The 22603-nt window shown below is 66.8% G+C and carries 27 protein-coding genes; 17 read left to right on the forward strand and 10 right to left on the reverse strand.

The window, feature by feature from the left end; translation table 11 throughout:
- Positions 1-15 precede the first annotated feature (15 nt).
- The 16 genes from AC07OK_RS10105 to AC07OK_RS10180 all read left to right on the forward strand — a co-directional run bounded on the left by AC07OK_RS10105 (position 16) and on the right by AC07OK_RS10180 (position 12402).
- The gene (locus AC07OK_RS10105) at positions 16-699 is read left to right on the forward strand and encodes an energy-coupling factor ABC transporter permease (RefSeq protein WP_494690191.1); all 684 of its coding nucleotides are present in this window, start codon (positions 16-18) and stop codon (positions 697-699) included.
- A complete protein-coding gene (locus AC07OK_RS10110) occupies positions 696-1025 on the forward strand; it encodes an energy-coupling factor ABC transporter substrate-binding protein (RefSeq protein WP_217941318.1) in 330 nt (109 codons plus the stop codon). Before AC07OK_RS10105 ends, AC07OK_RS10110 begins: the two co-directional genes overlap by 4 nt.
- Positions 1015-1749 (forward strand): cobalt ECF transporter T component CbiQ, encoded by a 735-nt coding sequence (gene cbiQ, locus AC07OK_RS10115; protein ID WP_494690192.1) that lies wholly within the window; start codon positions 1015-1017, stop codon positions 1747-1749. The genes AC07OK_RS10110 and cbiQ overlap by 11 nt, the downstream gene beginning before the upstream one ends.
- Positions 1746-2603, forward strand: coding sequence for an energy-coupling factor ABC transporter ATP-binding protein (locus AC07OK_RS10120; protein WP_494690193.1), 858 nt, complete (start codon positions 1746-1748; stop codon positions 2601-2603). Before cbiQ ends, AC07OK_RS10120 begins: the two co-directional genes overlap by 4 nt.
- Complete coding sequence (gene cobM, locus AC07OK_RS10125; RefSeq protein ID WP_494690194.1) at positions 2600-3385, forward strand: precorrin-4 C(11)-methyltransferase; 786 nt, start codon at positions 2600-2602, stop codon at positions 3383-3385. Before AC07OK_RS10120 ends, cobM begins: the two co-directional genes overlap by 4 nt.
- Complete coding sequence (locus AC07OK_RS10130; protein WP_494690195.1) at positions 3382-4302, forward strand: sirohydrochlorin chelatase; 921 nt, start codon at positions 3382-3384, stop codon at positions 4300-4302. The genes cobM and AC07OK_RS10130 overlap by 4 nt, the downstream gene beginning before the upstream one ends.
- Positions 4299-4976 carry a precorrin-8X methylmutase gene (locus AC07OK_RS10135; protein WP_494690196.1) on the forward strand — a complete coding sequence of 226 codons (678 nt, stop codon included), beginning with the start codon at positions 4299-4301 and terminating at the stop codon, positions 4974-4976. The genes AC07OK_RS10130 and AC07OK_RS10135 overlap by 4 nt, the downstream gene beginning before the upstream one ends.
- Positions 4973-6166, forward strand: coding sequence for a cobalt-precorrin-5B (C(1))-methyltransferase (locus AC07OK_RS10140; protein WP_494690197.1), 1194 nt, complete (start codon positions 4973-4975; stop codon positions 6164-6166). The genes AC07OK_RS10135 and AC07OK_RS10140 overlap by 4 nt, the downstream gene beginning before the upstream one ends.
- 2 nt (positions 6167-6168) lie before the next feature.
- The gene (gene cbiE / locus AC07OK_RS10145; RefSeq protein WP_494690198.1) at positions 6169-7479 is read left to right on the forward strand and encodes a precorrin-6y C5,15-methyltransferase (decarboxylating) subunit CbiE; all 1311 of its coding nucleotides are present in this window, start codon (positions 6169-6171) and stop codon (positions 7477-7479) included.
- Complete coding sequence (gene cobI, locus AC07OK_RS10150) at positions 7472-8278, forward strand: precorrin-2 C(20)-methyltransferase (protein ID WP_494690199.1); 807 nt, start codon at positions 7472-7474, stop codon at positions 8276-8278. Before cbiE ends, cobI begins: the two co-directional genes overlap by 8 nt.
- Positions 8275-9036, forward strand: a complete 762-nt coding sequence (locus AC07OK_RS10155) for a cobalamin biosynthesis central domain-containing protein (protein ID WP_494690200.1) — start codon at positions 8275-8277, stop codon at positions 9034-9036. Before cobI ends, AC07OK_RS10155 begins: the two co-directional genes overlap by 4 nt.
- Positions 9033-9437 (forward strand): cobalamin biosynthesis protein, encoded by a 405-nt coding sequence (locus AC07OK_RS10160; protein WP_494690201.1) that lies wholly within the window; start codon positions 9033-9035, stop codon positions 9435-9437. The genes AC07OK_RS10155 and AC07OK_RS10160 overlap by 4 nt, the downstream gene beginning before the upstream one ends.
- Positions 9434-10426: a precorrin-3B C(17)-methyltransferase gene (cobJ, locus tag AC07OK_RS10165; protein ID WP_494690202.1), complete on the forward strand. Its 993-nt coding sequence runs from the start codon at positions 9434-9436 to the stop codon at positions 10424-10426. Before AC07OK_RS10160 ends, cobJ begins: the two co-directional genes overlap by 4 nt.
- On the forward strand, positions 10423-10773 hold the full coding sequence (locus AC07OK_RS10170) for a (2Fe-2S) ferredoxin domain-containing protein (protein ID WP_494690203.1): 351 nt from the start codon (positions 10423-10425) through the stop codon (positions 10771-10773). The genes cobJ and AC07OK_RS10170 overlap by 4 nt, the downstream gene beginning before the upstream one ends.
- Before the next feature lie 163 nt (positions 10774-10936).
- Positions 10937-12214: a hypothetical protein gene (locus tag AC07OK_RS10175; RefSeq protein ID WP_494690204.1), complete on the forward strand. Its 1278-nt coding sequence runs from the start codon at positions 10937-10939 to the stop codon at positions 12212-12214.
- Positions 12211-12402 (forward strand): hypothetical protein, encoded by a 192-nt coding sequence (locus tag AC07OK_RS10180; protein WP_494690205.1) that lies wholly within the window; start codon positions 12211-12213, stop codon positions 12400-12402. The genes AC07OK_RS10175 and AC07OK_RS10180 overlap by 4 nt, the downstream gene beginning before the upstream one ends.
- Before the next feature lie 62 nt (positions 12403-12464).
- Here AC07OK_RS10180 and AC07OK_RS10185 read toward each other — a convergent pair whose 3' ends face one another.
- The 10 genes from AC07OK_RS10185 to soxC are packed head-to-tail and all read right to left on the reverse strand — an operon-like array spanning position 12465 to position 20731.
- A complete protein-coding gene (locus tag AC07OK_RS10185; RefSeq protein ID WP_494690206.1) occupies positions 12465-12890 on the reverse strand; it encodes a DsrE family protein in 426 nt (141 codons plus the stop codon).
- Entirely contained in the window at positions 12887-13861 is a 975-nt protein-coding gene (locus AC07OK_RS10190) for an MBL fold metallo-hydrolase (protein ID WP_494690207.1), read from the reverse strand. Before AC07OK_RS10190 ends, AC07OK_RS10185 begins: the two co-directional genes overlap by 4 nt.
- Positions 13858-14295, reverse strand: coding sequence for a thioredoxin domain-containing protein (locus AC07OK_RS10195; RefSeq protein WP_494690208.1), 438 nt, complete (start codon positions 14293-14295; stop codon positions 13858-13860). The genes AC07OK_RS10190 and AC07OK_RS10195 overlap by 4 nt, the downstream gene beginning before the upstream one ends.
- Positions 14296-14301: 6 nt before the next feature.
- Positions 14302-16020 carry a thiosulfohydrolase SoxB gene (soxB, locus tag AC07OK_RS10200; RefSeq protein ID WP_494690209.1) on the reverse strand — a complete coding sequence of 573 codons (1719 nt, stop codon included), beginning with the start codon at positions 16018-16020 and terminating at the stop codon, positions 14302-14304.
- A gap of 24 nt (positions 16021-16044) precedes the next feature.
- Positions 16045-16665, reverse strand: coding sequence for a sulfur oxidation c-type cytochrome SoxX (gene soxX / locus AC07OK_RS10205; RefSeq protein ID WP_494690210.1), 621 nt, complete (start codon positions 16663-16665; stop codon positions 16045-16047).
- Between the two features lie 12 nt (positions 16666-16677).
- Positions 16678-17484: a sulfur oxidation c-type cytochrome SoxA gene (gene soxA / locus AC07OK_RS10210; protein ID WP_494690211.1), complete on the reverse strand. Its 807-nt coding sequence runs from the start codon at positions 17482-17484 to the stop codon at positions 16678-16680.
- A 10-nt stretch (positions 17485-17494) separates the two neighbouring features.
- A complete protein-coding gene (gene soxZ, locus AC07OK_RS10215; RefSeq protein WP_217941287.1) occupies positions 17495-17806 on the reverse strand; it encodes a thiosulfate oxidation carrier complex protein SoxZ in 312 nt (103 codons plus the stop codon).
- Positions 17807-17829: 23 nt separating this feature from the next.
- Positions 17830-18288 carry a thiosulfate oxidation carrier protein SoxY gene (gene soxY / locus AC07OK_RS10220; protein WP_494690212.1) on the reverse strand — a complete coding sequence of 153 codons (459 nt, stop codon included), beginning with the start codon at positions 18286-18288 and terminating at the stop codon, positions 17830-17832.
- Between the two features lie 32 nt (positions 18289-18320).
- Complete coding sequence (locus tag AC07OK_RS10225; protein WP_494690213.1) at positions 18321-19397, reverse strand: c-type cytochrome; 1077 nt, start codon at positions 19395-19397, stop codon at positions 18321-18323.
- On the reverse strand, positions 19397-20731 hold the full coding sequence (gene soxC, locus AC07OK_RS10230) for a sulfite dehydrogenase (protein ID WP_494690214.1): 1335 nt from the start codon (positions 20729-20731) through the stop codon (positions 19397-19399). The genes AC07OK_RS10225 and soxC overlap by 1 nt, the downstream gene beginning before the upstream one ends.
- A 114-nt stretch (positions 20732-20845) precedes the next feature.
- On the opposite strand from soxC, the gene AC07OK_RS10235 reads away from it, so the two are divergent.
- Complete coding sequence (locus tag AC07OK_RS10235; RefSeq protein ID WP_494690215.1) at positions 20846-22384, forward strand: methyl-accepting chemotaxis protein; 1539 nt, start codon at positions 20846-20848, stop codon at positions 22382-22384.
- The last annotated feature ends 219 nt before the right edge of the window (positions 22385-22603 follow it).

A 22603-nucleotide genomic window follows, 5' to 3' on the forward strand; every position in this document is an offset into this window, starting at 1 on the left:
GACGGGAGAATTCGAATGCATATCATGGAAGGCTTTTTGCCGCCGGCGCACGCGCTCGGCTGGGCAGCCGTTTCCTTACCTTTTCTGGCCTGGGGCTTGCGCGTCATCGGCCGCGACCTGCAGGCGCATCCCGAGCGGCGCATGCTGCTGGGCGTGGCCGCGGCGTTCGCATTCCTGCTGTCCGCGCTCAAGCTGCCGTCGGTGACCGGCAGCTGTTCGCATCCGACCGGCGTCGGGCTGGGCGCGGCGCTGTTCGGCCCGACCGCGATGGTGCCGGTGGGCTTTGTCGTGCTGCTGTTCCAGGCGCTGCTGATGGCGCATGGCGGCCTGACCACGCTGGGCGCCAATGTGTTCTCGATGGCGATCGTCGGACCGTTCGTGTCCTACGGCGTGCTGCGCGCCGTCGCGGCGCTGGGCCTGTCGCGTTCCGTGGCGGTGTTCCTGGCCGCCTCCGTGGGCGACCTGGCGACGTACATCACCACCTCGGCGCAGCTGGCGCTGGCGTTTCCGGCGGCGGTGGGCGGCTTCGGCGCGTCCTTCCTCAAATTTGCCGGCATCTTCGCGCTGACCCAGGTGCCGATCGCCATCAGCGAAGGCTTGCTGACGGTGCTGGTGGTGAACGCCATGGTGCGCTTCAATGCCCACGAGCTGCGTGCGCTGCCGGTGATGACGCTGGGCGCGCGCAAGGAACGCGCATGAAGGCGCGCACCTTTCTGTTGTGGCTGGCGCTGGTGCTGCTGACGGTGCTGCCGCTGTGGCTGGCGAGCGCGCCGCCGGCGGCGCCCGGCGCCGAGGCGCCCGCGATCTTTGCCGGCGCCGACGACCGCGCACAGCGGGCCATCGGCGACATCGCGCCCGGCTACAAGCCGTGGTTCGCACCGGTGTTGGCGCCGGCCAGCCCGGAAATCGCCTCGCTGCTGTTCGCGCTGCAAGCGGCCATCGGCGCCGGCGTGATCGGCTTCTGGCTCGGCACGTCCGTGGCCCGCGAACGCGCGCGCTCACCCCAGGACCGTCGTGCTGATTGAGGCGTCGGCGTACGCCAGCCGCTGGCGCGATGTGGCGCCGTCCGCCAAGGCGCTGTTTGCGCTGGCCGGCGTGCTCGCCGCCTGGCTGGCGCGCGGCCCGGCCGCGTTGGCGGCACTGGCGGCGCTGCTGATGCTGGCCGCGCTGCTCGGCGCGCGCGTGGACCCGCGCGCCTACCTGCGGGTCGCGCTGCCGCCGCTGGGCTTCCTGCTGCTGTCCTGCCTGACCATGCTGGCCGGGCAGGACGCCGACGGCCGCTGGCGCCTCACCACGGCCATGCTGCCGACCATCGAGCATACCGCGCTGCGCTCGCTGGCCATGCTGGCCGCGCTGCTCGGCCTGGTGCTGACGACGCCGCTGCCGGACCTGCTCAACCTGCTGCGGCGCCTGCGCACGCCCGAACTGCTGCTCGACCTGATGGTGCTGTGCTACCGCATGCTGTTCGTCATGCGCCAGGCCTGGGACGAAGGTATCACCGCGCAAAACGCCCGCCTTGGTTATCGCAACTGGCGCCAGGCGTGGCGCTCCACTGGCCTGCTGGCGGGGCAGATGGCTGTCCAGGTATGGCAACGCGCCGCCGCGCTGCAAATGGCCGCCGACGCCCGCGCCTGCCAGGGCACGCTGCGTTTCCTGCCCACCGTCTACCCGCACGCCCGGCGCCAACAGGCCCGGGCCGCGCTGGCCGGCGCGCTGATGCTGGCGATCGCGCTGGGAGACCGCCTGTGAGCGCGCCGCAACTTGAACTGCAGGCGGTCGATCACGTCTACCCGGATGGCAGCGCCGGCCTGCGCGACTGCACGCTGGCGCTGCAACGCGGCCGCCGCTATGCGCTGCTGGGCGCCAACGGCGCCGGCAAGACCACGGTGCTGCAGCACCTGAACGGCTTGCTGCGTCCCACGGCGGGCGTGCTGCGTCACGACGGCCAGCCCTACGACTACAGCCGCAGCGGATTGACCGCGCTGCGCAGCCGCGTCGGCCTGGTGTTCCAGAACCCGGACCGCCAGCTGTTCTCCGCGCTGGTCGAAGAAGACGTCTCCTTCGGCCCCCTGAACCTCGGCCTGCCGCCGGACCAGGTGCGCGCCCGCGTCGCCGCGGCGCTCGACGCCGTCGGCCTGCGCGGCCATGCGCGCCGCGCCGTGCACCAACTGAGCTTCGGCCAGAAAAAGCGCGTCTGCATCGCCGGCGTGCTGGCGATGGAGCCGCAGGTGCTGCTGCTGGACGAACCCATGGCCGGCCTCGACGCCCCCATGCAAACCGAATTGACCGCACTGCTGGACCGCCTCGCCGCGCGCGGCGTGACCGTGCTGCTGTCGACCCACGACATCGACTTCGCGCTGCGCTGGGCCGACGACATCCATGTGATGGCGGCCGGCCGCTGCATCGCCTCCGGCCCCGCGCCGCAACTGGCCGCGCGGACCGACGTGCTGCACGCCGCCGGCCAGCGTCCGCCGGCCGCACTGGCGCTGCACGCGGAACTGGTGGCCCTCGGCGTGCTGCCGGACGGCCCCGCCCCGCGCAGCGTCGACGCGCTGCTCGACACGCTGCGCGCGTTACAACCCTCAGGAGCAAGCATCGCATGACATCCCTCGGAAAAATCTGGTTCGTGGGCGCCGGCCCCGGCGACCCGGAACTCATCACCATCAAAGGCCAGAAGCTGCTGGCGCAGGCCGGCGCCGTGCTGTTCGCCGGTTCGCTGGTCGACCGCGCCGTGACGCTGTACGCACCGCCCGGCTGCGCCATCCGCGACTCCAAGGACATGACGCTGGAAGAGATGACCGCATGGCTGATCGAGCAGGCGCGCAGCCACGCGACGGTGGTGCGCCTGCAGACCGGCGATCCGGCGCTGTACGGCGCACTGATCGAACTGGCACGCCCTTTGAGCGACGCCGGCATCGAATGGTCGGTGGTGCCTGGCGTCTCCTCGGCCATGGCCTCGATGGCGGCGGCCGGCGAATCCATGACGCTGCCGGAGGTGACGCAAACCGTGATCCTCACCCGCGTCGAGGGCCGTACGCCGATGCCCGACGGCGAGGATCTGGCCAGCCTGGCCGCGCACCGCAGCACGATCTGCATCTTCCTGTCGATCACCTTGATGCACAAGGTGGAAACCGCGTTGCGCGCCGCCGGCTGGGCCGAGGACTCGCCGATGCTGGTGGTGCACAAGGCCAGCTGGCCGGGCGAGGAAAAAATCGTCCGTGGCACGCTGGCCGACATCAAGCAGCGATGCCGGCAGGCCGGCATCGCCAGCCAGGCGATGATCGTCGCCAGCCCCACGCTGGGCGCGCTGCACTGGGAAACCCTGGCGCGCTCCAAGTTGTATGACCCAACCTTTACCCATCGTTTCAGAAAGGCGAGCGCATGAACCCAGTACCCCACGAGACGATTCTGATTGTCGGCCACGGTTCCCGCGAGGACTCCGGGAACCAGGAGATTCGTGACTTCACGGAGCAGTGGCGCGCGCGCCGGCCGGACTGGCGCATCGAGTTGTGCTTCATCGAATTCGCGCCGCCCGAGATGAACGCCGCCTTGCTGAGCGCCGCGCGCAGTTCGCGCCGGGTGCTGGTGGTGCCGCTGATCCTGAACGCGGCCGGCCACGTCAAGATGGAGATACCGGAAGCGATCGAGCAGGCGCGCGCCATTTGCCCGCAGACTGAAATCCTGCTGGCGCCGCACCTGACGGCCTGCGATCCCATCCTGGCAATCCTGAAGCGCGGCCTGCGCAAGGCCATGACCGCGCTGGACATGCCCGATCCGACCACCACCGGCGTGGTGGTGCTGGGGCGCGGCTCGTCGGACCGCGGCGCCAATGGCGAGATGGCCAAGATGGCGCGCTGGCTGCTGGAAGAGGGCGATCATGAACTGGTGGACCTGGCCTTCACCGGCATCACCTGGCCGCGCCTGGAGAAGGTGGTGCAGCGCCAGGTGCTGCTGGGCGTGCGCCAGGTCGTGGTGCTGCCGTACTACCTGTACACCGGCACGCTGATGCAGCGCATACACCGCCAAGTGGAGCATTTGCGCGGGCAGTATCCGCAGCTGCGCTTTGCCTGCGGCGAGCATTTCGGCTTCGAGGCCGAGATTTTCGAGTTGATGGACCAGCGTGTGACCGACCTGCGCGCCGGCGTGCCGGACAGCCGCCTGCCCTGCGACGGCTGCACCTATCGCATCATCGCCCATGACCTGGGCCACGGCCATTCGCACGCGCACACGCACGACCACGCCGCCGCGCAGGCGCACGACCACGCCCACGATCACGCCCACCACGAGGGCCAGCCAGCATGAGCAGCGTGAACACCGTCACCGAGCAGCTGACGCGCGCCGGCCAGGTTATTGAGCACGACAGCTTCGCCATCATCGACGCCGAGGTGGGACCGCACGCCTACACCGAAGCCCAATGGCCGATCGTGCGCCGCATGATCCACGCCAACGCCGACTTCGACTTCAACGGCCAGACCGACTTCCATGCGGACGCGGTGGAAGCGGGCATCGGCGCCATGCTGGCCGGCGGCACGCCGGTGGTGGCCGATGTGGAGATGATCTGCTCTGGCCTGTCGCAGCCGCGCCTGGGCCACTTCGGCATGAAGACCCACCAGTTCATCAGCGATGCCGACGTCATCGAAACCGCCAAGGCCGAAGACACCACGCGCGCCGTGCAAGCGATGCGCAAGGCGCACCGGCTTGGATTGCTGGACCGTGCCATCATCGGCATCGGCAACGCACCGACCGCGCTAATTGAGCTGGTGCGCCTGATCCGCGAGGAAGGCGTGCGGCCGGCGCTGGTGGTCGGCATGCCGGTTGGTTTCGTCTCCGCCGCCGAATCGAAGGACTTGATGGCCGGCCTGGACGACGTGCCGTGGATCGTCATCCGTGGCCGCAAGGGCGGCTCGACCTTGGTGGTGGCGGCGCTGCACGCGCTGCTGTCGCTGGCGGAAGCCCGCCAGAAGGCCCGGCCATGAAGGAAAAAGCGGCTGCCGAACGCGGCACCCGTACCGGTTTCACCACCGGCGCCTGCGCCGCCGCCGCCGCCCGCGCGGCGGTGCTGGGCCTCGCCCATGGACAGGTGCCGGCGGAAGTCGAAAGCCTGCTGCCCAACGGCAGCCGGGTGCGTTTCGCCATCCACGACGGCCGCTGCGAGGCGGACCGCGCGCACGCCATGGTCGTCAAATTCGCCGGCGACGATCCGGATTGCACCGACGGCGCCCACATGACGGTCGACCTGCGCCGGCTGCCCGGCCAGGCCGGCGTGGTCTCCTATGTGGCGGGCGACGGCGTCGGCACGGTGACCATGAAAGGCCTGGGCCTGGAAGTGGGCGGGCCGGCCATCAACCCGGTCCCGCGCCGTAACATCGCCGACAACCTGCGCGAAGCCGCGCCCGCGCTGCTGGCCGCGGACGGCATCGAAGTGACCATCAGCGTGCCGGATGGCCAAGTGATGGCGAAGAAGACCACCAACGCCCGCCTCGGCGTCCTGGGCGGCATCAGCATTCTCGGCACCACCGGCATCGTCAAGCCGTATTCGACGGCCGCCTGGCGCGCCAGCGTGGTGCAGGGGGTGCAAGTGGCCGCCACCGCCGGCTACGACATGGTGGCGCTGACCACGGGCGGGCGCAGCGAAACGTTCGCGATGACCGCCTTGCGGGCCGAGCGCCCGGAACTGCCGTCCGCCTGCTTCGTGCAGATGGGCGACTTCCTGCGCTACGCGCTCGATGAGGTGGTGGCGCAAGGCATAGGCCTGGTGGTGCTGGCGCTGATGGTCGGCAAGCTGACCAAGATCGCGCAGGGCGAAACCATCACCCACGCCAATCGCAGCGAAGTCGACACCGACCTGGTGGCCGACATCGCCCGCCGCATCGGCGCCACGCCCGAGGACTGCGCCGCCATGGCCGCCGCCGAAACCGCGCGCTTCGGCGCCGAGCTGATGGTCGAACGCGGCCTCGGCGACGCCTTCCACGCCGCGCTGGCGCAGGCGGCCATCGACACCCTGACCGCGCCCGACCGCTACGGCCGCGCCTTCCAGCTGCGCGTGCTGGTGTGCGACTTCAGCGGCGTGCAAGTGGCCGACGTCTGGTCGGCCCCCGCCGAGCCGCATGAACGCCCGCCCAGCGCCGGCCGCACCGGCATCGACCACCTACCGGAAGAATCCTGACCATGGAACTACAAGACCCCAATCCCTGCCGCGTGATCGGTGTGCTCGACGATGGCATCGCCAGCTTGAGCCAGACCGCGTTGGCCTTGCTGCGCAGCGCCGACGTGATCATCGGCGGCGCCCGCACGCTGGCCTTGCTGGCGCGCGAGTTCAAGCCCGGCGCCGTGCGCCACGACCTCACCGGCAAGCTGAAAGACGTGCCGGAATGGGTGCGCGCGGCGCGCGCCGACCATCTGGCCTGCGTGGTGCTGGCCACCGGCGACCCGCTGTGCCACGGCATCGCGCCGTATCTGGCGCAGCATCTGTGCGTGCAGGCGCTCGACATCCTGCCCAACCTGTCGACTCTGCAGCTGGCCTGCGCGCGCATCGGCCTGGCGTGGCAGGACGCGCGCATCGTCTCGGTGCACGCCAGGGATGCCGGCGAATGGCAGCGCGGCAGTGTGCCCGGCCACGGCCTGTACACGCTGGCGCAGGCCGCGCGCCAGCATGCGCGCCTGCTGGTGCTGACCAGTCCTGACAATTCCCCGGACCGCATCGCGCGCCTGCTGCTGGCGGAAGGCCTGGGCGACGACTTCCTGATGGCGGTAGCGGAAAACCTGCTGCAGCCGGAAGAGCGGGTGGTGGCGGAGCTGACGCCGCAGCAGGCGGCCGGCATGCGCTTCGCCGCGCTCAACGTGGTGCTGCTGTGGCGCGTGACGCCGGCCGCGCGGCCGGTGCGCTTCGGCCTGGCCGATGCGCAGTTCGTGCAGCGGCAGCCGGAGAAGGGGCTGATCACCAAGCAGGAAGTGCGCGCGGTCAGCCTGGCGCGCCTGCAGCTGCGGGCCGACAGCGTGGTGTGGGACATCGGCGCAGGTTCCGGCTCGGTGGGGCTGGAGGCGGCGCGGCTTTGCCCGCAAGGCCACGTCTACGCCACCGAAAAGAACGAGGCGGATTACGCCATCGCCGGCCAAAACCACGCCAACTTCGGCGTCAGCAACTACAGCCTGTTCCTCGGCAAGGCGCCGGAGGGGCTCGACGCCTGGCCGGATCCGGACGCGGTCTTCGTCGGCGGCTCCGGCGGCGAACTGGCGACGCTGATAGCCGGCGTGATGGCGCGCCTGCGTCCCGGCGGCACGCTGGTGATGAACTTCGTCACGCTGGAAAACCTGGCCACCGCCACCGCCACGCTGCAGGCCCTCGATGGCGTTGACTGGGATGTGCTGCAACTGCAGGCGGCGCGCAGCAAGCCTATCCTGCACATGCACCGCATGGCGGCGGAGAACCCGGTCTGGATCGTCTGCGCGCGCCGCGCCGGGGAGGCCGGCGATGAGTGAGCACATCCAGCCAGGCACCCTGTGGGGCATTTCGCTCGGCCCCGGCGATCCCGGCCTGATCACGCGCGCCGCGTGGGAAGCGCTGCAACGCCGCGACACGATCTGGGTCTACCCGGCGCGCAGCGGCAAGACGCCCAGCTACGCCTTCGACATCGTGCAGCGCGCCGGCGCGACGCCGCCCGAACTGCACACCCAACTGCTGTTCCCGATGACGCACGATGGCGAAAAACTCGGCCGCGCGTGGCTCAAGGCCGCCGGCACCGTGCTGCCATGGCTGCGCGCCGGCCGCGACGTGCTGTTCCTGGTCGAAGGCGACGCCAGCACCTACGCCACCTTTGGCCACCTGGCCCGCACCGTGAGCGCGCTGGATGACGGCGTGCCGGTGCGCATCGTCGCCGGCGTCAACGCCTTCACCGCCGCCTGCGCGCAGGTGCCGGTGCCGTTCGCGGAACAGGACGACACGGTCGCCATCGTACCGGCAGCCTACGGCGTCAGCGCGGTCGAGCGCCTGCTGCCCGACTTCGACACGCTGGTGCTGATGAAGGTCAAGCCATTGATGGATGAACTGATCGACTGGCTCGAACGACGTGGCCTGCTGGCCGGCGCCCACTTCATCGAACGCGTCGGCGCGCCCGACGAACGCCGCTTCAGCGGCGACGACATCCTGGCCCTGCGCGGCACCAAAGTCAGCTACCTGTCGCTGCTGATCGTCAAGCACGGACACCGCATCCGCGGCGAACGCATCAAAGGCTGCCTGAAGAAAGACAGCCCTCAACCACTATCCACGGAGACCGCATGAGCAACGCACCCATCCCCCCCGAAGCACCGCGCGTCTGCCTGGTGGCCATCACCAAGCATGGCGCCGCACAGGCCGCGCGCCTGGCCGCCGACCTGCCGCAGGCCGACATCTGCACCTCGGCCAAATTTGCCGCCGTGTTTGCGCAAGCCAGCAACACCGTGCGCGCCTACGACGGCGCGCTGCGCGACGAGATCGGCCCGCTGTTCGCCGGCTACGATCAGATCATCTTCTTCGTTTCGCTGGGCGCGGTGGTGCGCCTGATCGCGCCGCACCTGCGCAGCAAGGACGAGGACCCCGGCATCATCGTCGTCGACGACGCCGGCCAGTACGTGATTCCGGTGCTGTCGGGCCATGTCGGCGGCGCCAACGAGTGGAGCGAGCGGGTGGCCGACCTGCTGGGCGCCGCGCCGGTGCTGACCACCGCGTCCGACGTCGGCCGCACGATACCGGTCGATATCCTCGGCCGCCACCTGGGCTGGAAGGTGGAGGCGCCGAAGATCAACATCACGCGCGTGTCCGCCCACGTGGTCAACGGCGAGCCGGTCGCCTTCGTGCAGGAGGCGGGCAGCCCGGACTGGTGGACCCGTCCCACGCCGCTGCCGGACAACATCCACCGCTTTGCGCGCTTCGACGAGGTGCCGCTGGACCGTTATGCGGCGCTGCTGTGGGTCACGCACGCCGAGGTCCCGGCCGAGCGCTGGGATGCGCTGACCGAACGTCTGGTGGTCTACCGCCCGCCGCTGGAAGGGGCGGTATGACGCAATTCACCTTGGGCCTGGGCTGCGACCGTGGCGTGCTGCTGGAAACGCTGCGCGAGGCCGTGCAGGCGGCGCTGGCCGACGCCGGCGCGCATGCCGGGCAAGTGGTGGCCGCCGCCAGCATCGCGCTGAAGCGGGACGAAGCCGCGCTGCTGGCATTGGCAGCGGAAAACGGCTGGCCGCTGCATTTCTACGAAGCGCAGGAACTGGCCGCCGTGGAAGTGCCGCACCCGTCGGAAACCGTGCGCCGCTACACCGGCACGCCGTCGGTGAGCGAAGCGGCGGCGCTGCTGGCCGCCGGACCGGATACGCCGATGACCGCGCTGGTCGTCGAAAAACATAAACTCAAAGGAGCGGATGGCCGCAACGCCACCGTCTCCATCGCAAGGAAACAACCATGAACCAAGCATACGTCCCGACCGCCGGCAAGATCATGTTGGTGGGCATAGGACCCGGCAGCGTCGACCACATGACCAAGCGCGCCCGCGACGCCATCGCCGAAGCGGACGTCGTGATCGGCTACGTCACCTACATCAAGCTGGTGGCCGATCTGATCGAAGGCAAGGAGATCATCCGCAAGTCGATGACCGAAGAGCTGGACCGCGCCGTCAGCGCGCTGGAGGCGGCGCGCGCGGGCAAGAAGGTGGCGCTGATTTCGTCGGGCGACGCCGGCGTGTACGGCATGGCCGGGCCGACCTTCGAGGTGCTGTTCCAGTCCGGCTGGACGCCGGACGATGCGGTGCAGGTCGAGATCATCCCCGGCGCCTCGGCGCTCAACAGCTGCGCCGCGCTGGTCGGCGCGCCGCTGACGCACGACTTCTGCGCGATCTCGCTGTCGGACCTGCTGACGCCGTGGCCGACCATCGCCCGCCGGCTGGACGCGGTGGCGATGGCCGACTTCGTCGTCGCGCTGTACAACCCGAAGAGCGGGCGCCGCACGCGCCAGATCCTGGAGGCGCAGCGCCTGTTCCTGCGCCACCGCCGCGCCGACACGCCGGTGGCCATCGTCAAGAGCGGCTACCGGCGCCGTCAGAACATCGTCTTCACCACGCTGGACTCGATGGCGGACGCCGACATCGGCATGCTCAGCACCGTCCTCATCGGCAACAGCAACACCTTCGTGCGCCACGGCCTGATGGTCACGCCGCGCGGCTACGCCAACAAGTACGACATGGAGGAGGGCGGCGCCACGCGCGAAGGCGAACGCGCGGGCCGTTCGCTGTCCACCGGCCTGCTGGGCTGGCTGGAGACGCTGCAGGCCGAGCATGCGGCCGGCGACAGCATCGCCACGCTGGCGGCGCGCCATCGCCTGCCGGCCGACTACATCCGCGATACCTTGAACGAGCCGGTGGAAGCCGAAGCCGTCGCCGGCGAGGAGAGCGAAGCATGAGTGAAGCCGTCGTCAAGCCGAAGATCGGCAACTACCACCGCCATCTGCTGATCTGCACCGGCCCGCGTTGCAGCGAAGACGGCGCGTCGCAGGCGCTGTTCGACAGTCTGGGCGGCAAGTTCAAGGCTGCGGGACTGGATGCCGGCGAGTTGCGCGTCAAGCGCAGCCGGGTGGGGTGTTTTGCCGCCTGCAAGGGCGGCCCCATCGTCTGCGTGCAGCCGGACGGCACGTGGTACTACAACGTCACGCCCGAAAACATGGACCGCATCATCGACGACCATCTGTGCAACGGCAAGCGGGTCGAGGAACTGGTGTTCCATCAGGCTGGCGCGACAGATTTGGTGTAATTCGGCGCGGGTTGGTCGGGTCTTCGGACCTGAGATCCCATTCCCCATTTGTTTGGGCTGGTTGTCATTGCGCAACGCACGGATGGCTCTTGTTAATTTTGAATGATAGTATCGGAGCAACTCTACTATTCGTGGGCGGGCTATGACTTGCGAAGTATCCGTCATGAACAAATATGCGGTGGTGATCGCAGCGGACAGCGCTGTGACCACCACAAGCGGCAATGGAAGTGAGCGATACTCCAAGGGTGGCAACAAGATTTTTCAGCTCTCTCGTTTTGAACCAGTGGGCGTAATGATTTATGGCACTGCGACCCTTGATGGGGTGCCATGGGAAATTATCATTAAGAACTTCCGCGATAAGTTGGGCTCCACTAAGCATGGATCGCTGCATGGCTATGCCGCTGCTTTCTTTGAATTTGTTCAGCGTGCGGCGTTTTTCTTCCCTCAGTCGGATTTGGACTTCAAGCTCCTTGAACGGACGCTTCGGATCGCGCTAGACCTGATTAAATGGGCGCGGGAAGCTGATCCAGGGATTGATGATGCGGGCAGATCGCTGCAAGAGCGGCAAGCTATGTGGCAGAACTATGCGGGACATATTTCTGCTGAACTGGCACAACGACCAATGCACGCTTGTGTTACCGATGGCGCAATTAATGACGTAATCGTTGAGGTGCGTGAGAAGTTGGAGAACTATGCGCCGTTTCTTCAGTACCTGAATTCGGAAGGCCTTGCTGACGTGGTGGCGATTGATGGCTTGGCGGAGCTTGCCTGTAACTACCTGTTCAAGTGCTATGACAGCGTGCTGCCGCAAACCGGCATAGTGTTCTCCGGATTTGGCAATGACCAGTATTTTCCGGTGGTGATTAAGTTTGAGGTGCATGGTTTCTTAAAGAATGACTTCTTGTACTCCAAGGATGACAATAACTCCTGTGAGATTAGCCACAATGAACCTTCAGGAATTTTTCAGTTTGCAATGACCTCGTCCATCGATACGTTTACGACCGGAGTAGGTCTGGACACATACTCAGAGGTTCAGCGTGCCTATCAGCAAAGTGCGAAGGATTTGGTGATGTCTGTCCTGCAGGGACAGAACATCAATACGCTTCCGGCTGATTTTGATCAAACGCTTGCTGCATCGGCTACCGCGTTCTCAGATGATTGGCTTAACAAGATGATGGCTGTGCATTATCATCCAATGAAGCGTGTCATTGCTTCGCTCCCGATTCAGGAGATGGTGCATCTGGCGGAAACGCTCATCGTGCTACAATCGTTGAAGGAGCGTATCACTACTCACAGTGAATCGGTCGGTGGACCCGTTGATATCGCAGTGATCACTAAATCGGAAGGCTTGGTTTGGATCAAGCGGAAACATTACTTCGATGCTGATAGGAATGTGCCTTACATGATGCGTCAGCGGGCTTTATACGGGGATAGAACATGAAGACTATAGAATTCGAGCGTCTTGCCAAGGTGATCCTTGAAAGCTCAAAAATTCCAGAGAAAACACCTCAGACGCCGTCCACCCAAGCCAGTGTTGCGAAGGCCAACGAGCAAAAGCTGTTGCAGGTACGGCGGCAGTTTGATAAGAAGTATAGTATTTCGACGCCACGTGAATTGATGAAAATTTAAGCTTGCTGCGGCAAGCTTTTTTTATTCAAGCTTCGTTCCGGTTCACAACACAATCATATCGCCTACGGCTTGATGTAGGCGTAGCCTTCCAGTGCCTGTAATCGGCTGATTTCCGCCACGCCGGAGGGGACGATGGTCGCTTCCGGCAGCACCTTGTCCTTGCCGAGGTTGCGCGCTTTTAGCGTGTTGTTGCAGACGCGGAACTGCACGTGGCGGGCCGCCAGCTCCTGCACCACCACTTCGTACGGATTGCCGTTCTTGTCCATCGCGCCTTCGAGCATGAAGTCGATCCCCCCGCCCAGCGCCACGACCACGATCTGCGCATTGGGGCTGGCGTCCAGGTGGTTGCGGATGTTGCGCAAGCCGCCCATGGCGTTGCCGCTCTCGCTGAAGTGATACACCACTTTTTCCACGCGCGGCGCTTCGGCCTGCGCCGCCTGGGCGCACAACAGCATCAAGGGCAACAACAGGATACGGAAGAGTTTCATTTGGCCTCCTTGCCAGTTTGCAGAGATTCTTTTTCCATCAGCAGATAAGTGCCATAGGCGTTGAGCCGGTTGGCCTGGCCGAAGGCGGGATAGTCCTGGAACGCGGACCAGTCGGTACGCGCATAGGCCTCATCAAAGGATAGCAGCTCCTGCACGGCATTGCCCATCTGTTCGCGCAGGTAGCGCAGATAACGTTGGGTCAGCAGCATGTCCTGGAGCGGCGCGCGCGAGGCCGGGCCGTGGCCGGGAATCACCACCGCCGGTTGGGCGTCGAGCATGCGGTCCAGCGCCTGCAGCCAGCGTTTGCTGTCGGCGTCGCCGACATACGGCAGGCGGCCGCTGAAGAACAGGTCGCCCGCGAACAGCGCGTGGTCTTCCTCCACCAGCATCAGCAAGTCTTCCGGCGAGTGGGCGCCGCTGCTGTCGATCACGCGGAAGTGCAGGCCGCCCAGTTCGAAGCGCCATGGCTGGCCGTCGGCGAAGTCCAGCCAGCGGTCGGCCGCCACCAGTTCCGTGCGTTCATCCACCCACGGCGCCAGTTCGGCGCGGCGCTGCGCCAGCCGTTCGCGCGCCAGGTCCGAGCGCAGGTAGTCGCGGCCGTTGCGGTGGGCGGCGATCACCACGCCGGGCTGGCGCAGCGCTTGCAGGCCGTAGAAATGGTCGGCGTGGTAGTGCCCGACGATCACCATCTTCAGCGGCGCCGATGTCACCAGGCGGATCGCCCGCAGCATGGCGGCGCCCAGCGCCGGCGTGGCCAGCGCGTCGTACACCACCACGCCGGCCGGCGTGACGACAAAGCCGGCGTTCGACATGAAGCCTTGGTTGGCCTGGCTGGCCATGCCGGCTTCCCCCTGGAAGTAGTAGACATGGGGGCTGGCCTGGATCGGCTTGAGCACGATATCCGGTGCGGCCTGGGCCGTCAGTACGGGCAGCACCGCAGCCAGCAACAGCAGTCGGCGGACGAGGTTCATAGGGTTTCCTTGGGCGGGGCGAGGGCAGCGGCTTGCGCCTGTTGCAGGCGGCCCTCCAGGTAGGCGCCGTAAAAGCCGGCCTGGTCCAGTCCGGGCAAGGGGGCGGCCAGCGTGCGGCCTGCGCCGCCGAGAAATAGCACCGTGGGAAAGAAGCTCACATGCAGTTGGCGCAGCACGTCGGCGATGGCTTGCAGCTGTCCGGCGGCGTCGACCAACTGCTCCACCGTATCGCTTTCCAGTTCACGCAGCACCAGGCGCGGATCGCCTTCGCGCAGCAGCGGCGCCAGGTAGTTGCGCCGCACTTCCAGGCAATACGGGCAATCCCGGCGCGACACCAGCAGCACCAGCACCGCCGACGGCGCCGCCAGCGCGGCCAGTTCCGCCCGCAGATCGCGCAGCGGCGGCAACAGGGGCGCGTGCAGGGCGTCGGCCACGGCGGCTCAGGCAGCCATGCCGGGATTGTCGGCCGCGCCCACCAGCGTCGGCTGGTCGGGACGGCGCGCGCGCACCACCGGATGGGCGCGCAGATAGGTTTCCATCACGTCCCAGATCGGCGTGCCGCTGGCGCCCTCGGCCACCGGCGCCCAGCCGGCCACCTTGTAGGTCTTGTCCGCGTCGAGCAGCTTGCCGCCCAGCCGCATGTCGCTGATGCGCCGTCCGCTGGCCCCGGCCGGCGTGCAGGTGTAGTGCATGCCGCCCACGCGCACCATGTCGCCGCCCTGCTGGTAGTAGGGATCCGGATGGAACAGGTTGTCGCACACATCTTCCATGATGGTCTTGATGGTGGCGCCCGTCATCTCGGTCAGCGTGGTGGCCGGGTAGGTGATCGCCAGCTGGTCCATCAGGTCGCCGCGCGTGATGGGCGCGCCCGGCAGCAGCGACGTGCCCCAGCGGAAGCCCGGCGAGAACGCCAGGTCGGCGCCCTTGACCGCCAGCAGGCCGTCGACGATCAACTGGTCCCAGCTGCCGTTGAAATTGCCGCGCCGGTACAGCAAGCCTTCGGTGACGGCCAGTGTTTCATCCAGTTTGGCGCGGAACGGCGCGCGCACTGCGTCGATGTGCGCCTGCATGGCGCGGTCGGCCGGCAGCAGGTTGGAGAACACCGGCAGCAGCCGGTACTGGTAGCCCTGGATGCGCCCGTCGCGCACGTCGAAATCGAGCACGCCGAGGAACTTGCCGTTCGAGCCGGCATTGGTCACCAGCGTCTGCCCGCCCTGGTTGGACACCACCACCGGCGTTGGCACGCCATCGTGCGTGTGGCCGCCGAGGATGGCGTCGATGCCGGTGACGCGGCTGGCCAGCTTCAGGTCCACGTCCATGCCGTTGTGCGACAGCAGCACCACCACCTTGGCGCCCTTGGCGCGCACTTCCTTGACCAGCGCCTGCAAGCGCTCCTCCTGGATGCCGAAGCTCCAGTCCGGCACCATGTAGCGCGGATTGGCGATCGGCGTGTACGGGAACGCTTGGCCAATGACGGCCACCGGCACGCCGTTCATTTCGCGCCAGCTGTAGGGGGCGAACACGGGATCGCCGAAATCGGCCGTCACCACGTTCTGCGCGATGAAGTCCACCTTGCCCTTGAAATCCTTCTGCACGATTTCCTGCACCCGTTGCGCGCCCAGCGTGAACTCCCAGTGCGGCGCCATGATCTCCACACCCAGCAGCTTGGCGGCGTCGACCATGTCCTGGCCGTTGGTCCACAGCGCCGTGGCCGAGCCCTGCCAAGTGTCGCCGCCGTCGCACAGCACGGCATGCGGCCGGCTGGCGCGCAGCTGCTGGACCAGGGTGGACAAATGGGCGAAACCGCCGACCTTGCCGTACACCTTGGCGGCGGCGGAAAAATCGAGGTAGGTGAAGGCGTGCGCGCTCGCCGTCTTCGGCGCGATCTTGAACTGCTTGAGCAAGGCGTCGCCCACCAGGTGCGGCGCCTTGCCGGCCGCCTCGCCGATGCCGAGGTTGACGCTGGGTTCGCGGAAATACAGCGGCCGCAACTGGGCGTGGCAATCGGTGATGTGCAGCAGGCTGACGTTGCCGAACTTCGGCACCGCATACAGCTGCTCGGCGGCGCCGGGCGTGGCGGCCAGACCATCCTTGCCGGCCAAGGCCAGGCCGCCGGCGCTGGCGATGGCCAGCATTTGCATGAATTCGCGTCGTTGCATGGGGTAGCCCGGCTCAGGTTCGGATTACTGGTTGACCGGCGATTCAGGCGCCAGCAGCAGCGCCATCACATCCTGCATCTGCTTTTCGGTCAGGATGCCGGCGGCGCCGAAGCGTGGCATCGTCGAGCACGCCTGGAACGCATGCGAGTTGTAGATCTTGGCCCAGGTGTACTTCAGGATTTCCGGCGTCGGGCCGCCGCGCAGCTTGCCGTACTGCTGCAAACTGGGGCCGATATTGCCGAAGGCGATTTCTTTCGGGTCCAGCTTGTGGCAGGCGTAGCAGTTGCCGCCGGCCGGTGTCCCTTTCGGATCGGACGATTGTAGGCCGCGGCCGTTCTGCGCGACCTTTTCGCCTTCCTTCCAGTCGCCCAGATAGTTGCCGTCGGCAGGGTAGCGCACGGTGGCCGTGGCCTGCTGCTCGATCTGCTTGCGCTGCGCCGGCTTCAGCGAGCGCTGCGCGTCCTGCGAGCACAGGCGCTGCGCCTCGCTCTGTTCCAGGCGGTCGACGGTGGCTTCGTTCTTGTCGCGGAACGAAGCCTTGAACGCGGCCAGGTCGGCGCTGTCCTTGGCCGTCGGTCCGGCGGCCAGTGCGGCGCCGGAGGCCAGCACGCCCAACAGGGCGGCGGTGATGAATTTGCTTTGCATGGACACTCCGTATCAGCGTTTCAAGCCCGGCGCCGCCATCGTGCCGCCCTTGGCGTTGACGCCGAGGTAGGTGATCAGGTCGATGGCGGTCTGGGAGTTGTATTCCAGTTGCGGGAAGCGCTGCTGGCGGAAGCAGTCGGCCATGCGCCACTGCATGGTGCGCACCGCGCCCTGGCTGACGCGGTAAGCCGGCCAACTGGCGAAGGCGCCGCGTGCGGCGGCCGCCTGCTGCAGGTTCGGCAAGTCTTGCAGGCGGATGCGCTGGTCGTTCTTGCTGTGGCAGGAGGCGCAGGAAAAATCATGCGGGCCGGCGCGGTAGAAGAACGCTTGCTTGCCGCGCGCATACGCGGCCTTTTCCTCGGCGTGCCGCTGCGGCAGATTGATCTTCATGTCGCGCGAGGCGGCCGACACGTAGGCGGCCAGCGCCTCCATGTCGGTGGCGCGCTCGCCCTGTTCCGAAAACGGCTTGCGCACGATGTCGGCGCGCTCGAGGCCCTGCAGCGTCACCATGCAATGCACCAGGCGCGCTTCGGCGTCCATCACCTTGCCGGTGTCCTTGAAGTAGCGCGGCAGTTCGGCATAGGCGCCGGCCACCACGCCGGGTCCTTTGCCCAGGTCGCAGGCTTCCAGCGTGGCCTGCTTGGGGCCGCGCTTGCTGGCCCACAGCACTTCGCCCTGGCCTTCGACTAGCTCGGCGGGGTTGCCATCGGCCAGCATGGCGCGGTATTTGGCGATCTCGTCGCTGACGCTTTGCGCGGCGGCGCTGCCTGCAACGGCCAGCCCCAGCAGGCTGGCCCAGGTGACACGGGATAGTGACATGGTGGCGGCCTCAGGCTACGGTGACTTGGTCGGTGCGGCTCTCGCCCAGATTGTCCTGCCAGCTGACGCTGACCGTGTCGCCCTTGGCGCCGCCCTTGAACTTGAAGGCGAGGTAGGGGTTTTGCGAGACCGACTGGCCCCACAGGCATTGCAGCACCACGCGCTCGCCGTGCTTGACGGTGACGTCGGTGATGTAGTGCGCCGGCACCACGACGCCGGCCGCGTCCTTGCGGATGCCGGCCTCCATCGGGTGGGCCATCAGTACTTTGACTTCCGTGACGCCGTTGGCGGCGTTGGCACGGATTTTCATTGGATCTGCCATGTCTGCTCCTGTTCTGATACTGATTAGCCGCCGCAGCCGCCCAGCGTGACCTTGGTTTCCTTGGTCGCCGAATACAGCTTGCCGTCGGCGGTCTTCACCACGGCCACCACGTTGGTGCTCTGGCCCATCTTCAGGCGGCTTTGCACGGTGGCGGTGGTGCCGTCCGGGATGCGGAACATGGCGGCCAGCGGGTTCGGGTTCTTTTCGACAAAGAAGTAGATTTCGCTGGTGCCGGCAATATTGGACGCCACGCTCACCGGCACCACGGCGCCGTTTTCAGCGATGTCGGGCGAGGTGATGACGATGTCCTTGCTGTCGGCCGGCGTGCCGCCGACGGCGGCCAGCGCATCGGCCAGGGTCTTGGCGCTGAAGCCTTCGCGGCCGGTGGCGGCCAGCGCTTGCTGGCTGGTCACCAGGCCACAGGCGACCAGCAGGCCAAGGGCCGAGCTGGTCTTCAATACGGTACGACGGGTGGGGTTCATGCAGTCTCCTGTTGGTCGCGGGGTTGGCCCGCTCATTGCGCGCCGCTGGCCAGCCATTGGACGATGGCTTGCAGATCGGCTTCTTTCAATTGGCTTTGCGGCGGCATGGGCATGGCGCCCCAGGCGCCGGCGCCGCCGCTGCGTATCTTGCCCTGCAAATAGGCGGCGCGGTCGGTGCGGCCCTGGTACTTGGCGGCGACATCGCGCAAGGCGGGACCGATAATCTTGTTGCTCACGCCGTGACAGGCCATGCAGCCATTCTTGTTCAGCACTTGTTGCGCGTCGCCGGCGGCCTTGGCTGGGGGCGGCGCAGCTGCAGCTGCGGCTACTGCGGCGGGCGGCGCCAGCGCAAGTGCAGCAGGTGCCGGCCGCGTGGTATCGGTGCCGCGCACGCCGCCCAGCGGACGGTTCTGCTCGGCCAGGTTGCCATGCGCGTTGCGGGCGAAGTCGGGCAGGCTGGACGTCTGCTTGGCCTCGGTCGGGCAATTCGTCATGCAGGCGGTGTTGAGCACATCGGGCTTGCCCTTGATGTCCCACAGGCCGGGCTGGCGCACCAGGCCGTTGCGGTTGGGCAGGCGCTGCTGCACGTCGGCGATGTTGTCGTTGCTCAGCACGAAATCGGACGGCACGACGCCGCCCAGGTTCAGGATGTGGGCCGTGACGGCATACACCTCATCCGCGCTCAGCGACTTGGGCGCATCCCACGGCATGGCGCGGTTGATGTAGTCCCACAGCGTGGACAGGTGGGCCACCTTCATCAGCGTGGTGCGTTGCGGCACGCTGCCGTTGGACAGGGCCGCCACGTGGCCGCTCTTGATATCGGCGTCGGTGGTGCCGCCGACGATGGGCGTGAACACCTCGTTCGATTCGCCGAAGCTGCCGTGACAGCCGGCGCAGCGGTTTTCCCAGACCTGCTCGCCCTGGGCGACGGAGCCGCGGCCCTTCGGCAGCCCCTGGAAATCGGCGCGCACGTCGATATCCCAGGCCTTGATTTCAGCCGGCGTGGCGGGGCGGCCGATGGCTTGCCACGGCGCGTCGGCGGCCTGCGCCAACAGGCAGGCGCCCAGCAAGCAGGTGTTCAGCAGCGCGGCGAGGATAGTTTTTTTCATCAACTTACCTGCACATTGGAGACTTCGCCATTCGGCGACACCAGCCAGGACTGGATGGCGTTGTTGTGATAAATGGAGCGCGTGCCGCGCACCGCGCGCAGCTGGTTGATCTTGGGCTGCACATAGCCGCTGTCGTCGATGGCGCGGCTTTGCAGCACGGCGTTGCCGCCATCCCACACCCAATCGATATTAAAGCGCGTCAGCGCCTTGTTCTGCACCGGCCCTTCGATGCGGGCGGTGCGCCAGTTGCGGCCGCCGTCCGTGCTGACATCGACCCGCTTGATGCGGCCGCGCCCCGACCACGCCAGGCCGCTGATGTTGTAGTAGCCGCGCTCGAGCAAGGTCTGGCCGCCGGAAGGCGTGGTGATCACGCTCTTGCATTCCTGGATGGAGGTGTATTGCCGATGCTGCCCGTCCGGCATCAGGTCGACGTAGTGGATGGTTTCGTCCTTGGTGTCCCAAGGCTGGTCGCCCACCTCGATGCGGCGCAAATATTTAACCCAGCTGACGCCCTGCACCCCCGGCACCACCAGGCGCAGCGGATAGCCGTTTTCCGGCCGCAGCATTTCGCCGTTCTGGCCCCAGGCCACGATGACATCATCGAGCGCCCGTTCGATGGCGATGGTGCGCGTCATGCTGGAACCGTCGGCGCCCTCGGCCAGCACAAAGCGGGCCTTTTTGCGGTCGATGCCGCACAGGTCGAGCAGGGTCGACAGCAGCACCCCCGTGTATTCCGAGCAGGCCAGCATGCCGTGCGTGTATTGCACCGTCGGCAGCGCGACGTTGCCCCACTCGGCGCCGGTGTTGGCGCCGCATTCGATGAAGTGGATGCGCGACACCGACGGCAGGCGCATCAGGTCGTCCATGGTGAACACGCGCGGCTCGCGCACCAGGCCGTTGATCATCAAGCGGTGCTGGCTGGAGTCGATGTCGTGCCAGCCCTGGTGGTGACGTTCAAAGTGCAAGCCACTGGGCGTGATGATGCCGAACAGCCCTTGCAGTGGCGTAAAACTGACGGAGGCCTGGCGCACGCGGGTCAGGCCCGGGCTTTCGCGGCGCTGCAGATTGCCTTCCCATTTGGACGGCTGGCCGTAGGGCAGGGCGGCGACCGGCTGGCCCAGCGTCTTGCTGTGCGCCGGCAAGGTCAGGATGGCGTCGTCGCCGGCCGCGCTCTGTGCGGCCGCGACGCCGCCCGCAGCGACGCCTGCCCCCATGGCCAGGGCCTTCCCCATGAAGCTGCGGCGCGCGGTACGCGCCTGTGCGAGCTGGGCCTCACCGAGATGATGCTCGGGGGCTTGCAACAGCCTGCCGATGGTGCGTAGCACATCCGTCACGGCCGGTCTCCTTGTGTTTTTGTGGGGATAAGCTTAGCCTGTACAAGTTCTTCTATGCAAGACATTTCCTGTCTCTTTCTGAAACCTAGAATATTCAACAAGGTGAGAACAACGATGAAGTTACGCGACAAGATGGTGCTGTGCATGGCGGTGGTATGTTGTGCTTTCCTGGTTGCGCTGGGGGTGGCGCTGATGGGCATGCAAAGCGCCCGCAACCAGTTCCAGCAATTCCTGGAAGTGGATCAGGCCTTGTTGCAGACCACCACCAACTTGTACGCGCAAGGCCTGCAAATGGGACAGGCGCTGCGCAACGTGGTGCTCGATCCGACCAACAAGGCCGGACTCAAGAATATCGACGACGCCAGCAAATCCTTCGCTGAATACCTGCAGGTGGCGCAAGGCCTGGTCCCGCCGCAAAGCGAGGCCGGCAAGATGTTCGCGGAGGTGGCGCAATTGCGCGAAAAACAGGCCGGGCTGCAAGCGAAAATCATGACGCTGGCCAAGGACGACCAGCCCGCTGCGATCCAGGTGCTGAACAAGGATGAAACGCCGGTGTGGCGCGTCATGCGTGGCCGTCTGCTGGACTTCCTCAAGGTCAAGAAGGACGACGTCAAGGTGACCGAAGCGAGCGTGATCGCCGCCACCCAGCGCACCATGTGGATCAGCCTCGGCCTGGCGCTGGCCACGCTGGTGGCGGCCGGCGTGGTCACCTACTTATTGTCGGCCAATGTGATGCGCCAGCTCGGCGGTGAACCGGACTATGCGGCCGACATCGCGCGCCGCATCGCCGCCGGCGATTTCACCGAAGAGATCCAGACCGCCGGCGGCGACCGCGACAGCCTGCTGTCGGCCATGAAGTCGATGCAGCAAAGCCTGGCCGGCATCGTGGCGCAGATCCGCAGCGGCGCCGAGACCATTTCGACGGCGTCGAGCGAAATCGCCGACGGCAACCTGGACCTGTCCAACCGCACCGAACAGCAGGCCAGCTCGCTGGGCCAGACCGCCAGCGCCATGGATCAGCTGACCAGCACGGTCAAGCAGAACGCCGGCAGCGCGCGCCAGGCCAGCAGCCTGGTGGCGGCCACCGCCGCGGTCGCGGTCAAGGGCGGCACGGTGGTGTCCGAGGTGGTGACCACCATGGGCGAGATCAACCAATCGTCGCGCCGCATTGTCGACATCATCGGCGTCATCGATGGCATCGCCTTCCAGACCAATATCCTGGCGTTGAACGCGGCGGTCGAAGCGGCGCGGGCCGGCGAGCAGGGGCGCGGCTTTGCCGTGGTGGCGTCCGAGGTGCGCAACCTGGCCCAGCGTTCGGCGTCCGCCGCCAAGGAAATCAAGGAGCTGATCGGCGTCTCCGTGCAAAGCGTGGAACAAGGCGCGCGCCTGGTCGAACAGGCCGGCACCACGATGGACGAGATCGTGGCCAGCGTCAATCGCGTCAGCGCCATCATGGGCGAGATCGCCGACGCCAGCGAAGAACAGACCTCGGGCATCGAGCACGTCAACAACGCCATCGTCCAGATGGACCAGGTGACGCAGCAGAACGCGGCGCTGGTCGAACAGGCCACGGCGGCGGCGCAATCGATGCAGCAGCAGGCCGCCGAGCTGGCCGGCGCCGTCAGCGTCTTCAAGTTGCGGCGCCAGGCATAGTCCACTCGCTGTGATCCCAACGCGACAGGAAACCGGTCCTGTCGAGACATTCTCTGGTCCCGTCGAGACAGCCGGCCGGCCAGGGCGATCCGCCATTGTGCGCGGGGTAATATTGACCAAGGCAAGCTGGCCGCCGCGATGGGATGGCTCGCGCGGCCGAGCTTGCTGGACGTCGTAGCGCGAGACCCATCACAAAAACAGCCATCTTGCAGATCCCCT

The sequence above is a fragment of the Duganella sp. GW821-FHT07G03 genome (assembly GCF_059418605.1).

Coding starts and splice junctions, on each gene's coding strand:
- AC07OK_RS10105 (WP_494690191.1), top strand. CDS start 16: ATGCATATCATGGAAGGCTTTTTGCCGCCGGCGCACGCGCTCGGCTGG.
- AC07OK_RS10110 (WP_217941318.1), top strand. CDS start 696: ATGAAGGCGCGCACCTTTCTGTTGTGGCTGGCGCTGGTGCTGCTGACG.
- cobM (WP_494690194.1), top strand. CDS start 2,600: ATGACATCCCTCGGAAAAATCTGGTTCGTGGGCGCCGGCCCCGGCGAC.
- AC07OK_RS10130 (WP_494690195.1), top strand. CDS start 3,382: ATGAACCCAGTACCCCACGAGACGATTCTGATTGTCGGCCACGGTTCC.
- AC07OK_RS10135 (WP_494690196.1), top strand. CDS start 4,299: ATGAGCAGCGTGAACACCGTCACCGAGCAGCTGACGCGCGCCGGCCAG.
- AC07OK_RS10140 (WP_494690197.1), top strand. CDS start 4,973: ATGAAGGAAAAAGCGGCTGCCGAACGCGGCACCCGTACCGGTTTCACC.
- cbiE (WP_494690198.1), top strand. CDS start 6,169: ATGGAACTACAAGACCCCAATCCCTGCCGCGTGATCGGTGTGCTCGAC.
- cobI (WP_494690199.1), top strand. CDS start 7,472: ATGAGTGAGCACATCCAGCCAGGCACCCTGTGGGGCATTTCGCTCGGC.
- AC07OK_RS10155 (WP_494690200.1), top strand. CDS start 8,275: ATGAGCAACGCACCCATCCCCCCCGAAGCACCGCGCGTCTGCCTGGTG.
- AC07OK_RS10160 (WP_494690201.1), top strand. CDS start 9,033: ATGACGCAATTCACCTTGGGCCTGGGCTGCGACCGTGGCGTGCTGCTG.
- cobJ (WP_494690202.1), top strand. CDS start 9,434: ATGAACCAAGCATACGTCCCGACCGCCGGCAAGATCATGTTGGTGGGC.
- AC07OK_RS10170 (WP_494690203.1), top strand. CDS start 10,423: ATGAGTGAAGCCGTCGTCAAGCCGAAGATCGGCAACTACCACCGCCAT.
- AC07OK_RS10175 (WP_494690204.1), top strand. CDS start 10,937: ATGAACAAATATGCGGTGGTGATCGCAGCGGACAGCGCTGTGACCACC.
- AC07OK_RS10180 (WP_494690205.1), top strand. CDS start 12,211: ATGAAGACTATAGAATTCGAGCGTCTTGCCAAGGTGATCCTTGAAAGC.
- AC07OK_RS10185 (WP_494690206.1), bottom strand. CDS start 12,890: ATGAAACTCTTCCGTATCCTGTTGTTGCCCTTGATGCTGTTGTGCGCC.
- AC07OK_RS10190 (WP_494690207.1), bottom strand. CDS start 13,861: ATGAACCTCGTCCGCCGACTGCTGTTGCTGGCTGCGGTGCTGCCCGTA.
- soxB (WP_494690209.1), bottom strand. CDS start 16,020: ATGCAACGACGCGAATTCATGCAAATGCTGGCCATCGCCAGCGCCGGC.
- soxX (WP_494690210.1), bottom strand. CDS start 16,665: ATGCAAAGCAAATTCATCACCGCCGCCCTGTTGGGCGTGCTGGCCTCC.
- soxA (WP_494690211.1), bottom strand. CDS start 17,484: ATGTCACTATCCCGTGTCACCTGGGCCAGCCTGCTGGGGCTGGCCGTT.
- soxZ (WP_217941287.1), bottom strand. CDS start 17,806: ATGGCAGATCCAATGAAAATCCGTGCCAACGCCGCCAACGGCGTCACG.
- soxY (WP_494690212.1), bottom strand. CDS start 18,288: ATGAACCCCACCCGTCGTACCGTATTGAAGACCAGCTCGGCCCTTGGC.
- AC07OK_RS10225 (WP_494690213.1), bottom strand. CDS start 19,397: ATGAAAAAAACTATCCTCGCCGCGCTGCTGAACACCTGCTTGCTGGGC.
- AC07OK_RS10235 (WP_494690215.1), top strand. CDS start 20,846: ATGAAGTTACGCGACAAGATGGTGCTGTGCATGGCGGTGGTATGTTGT.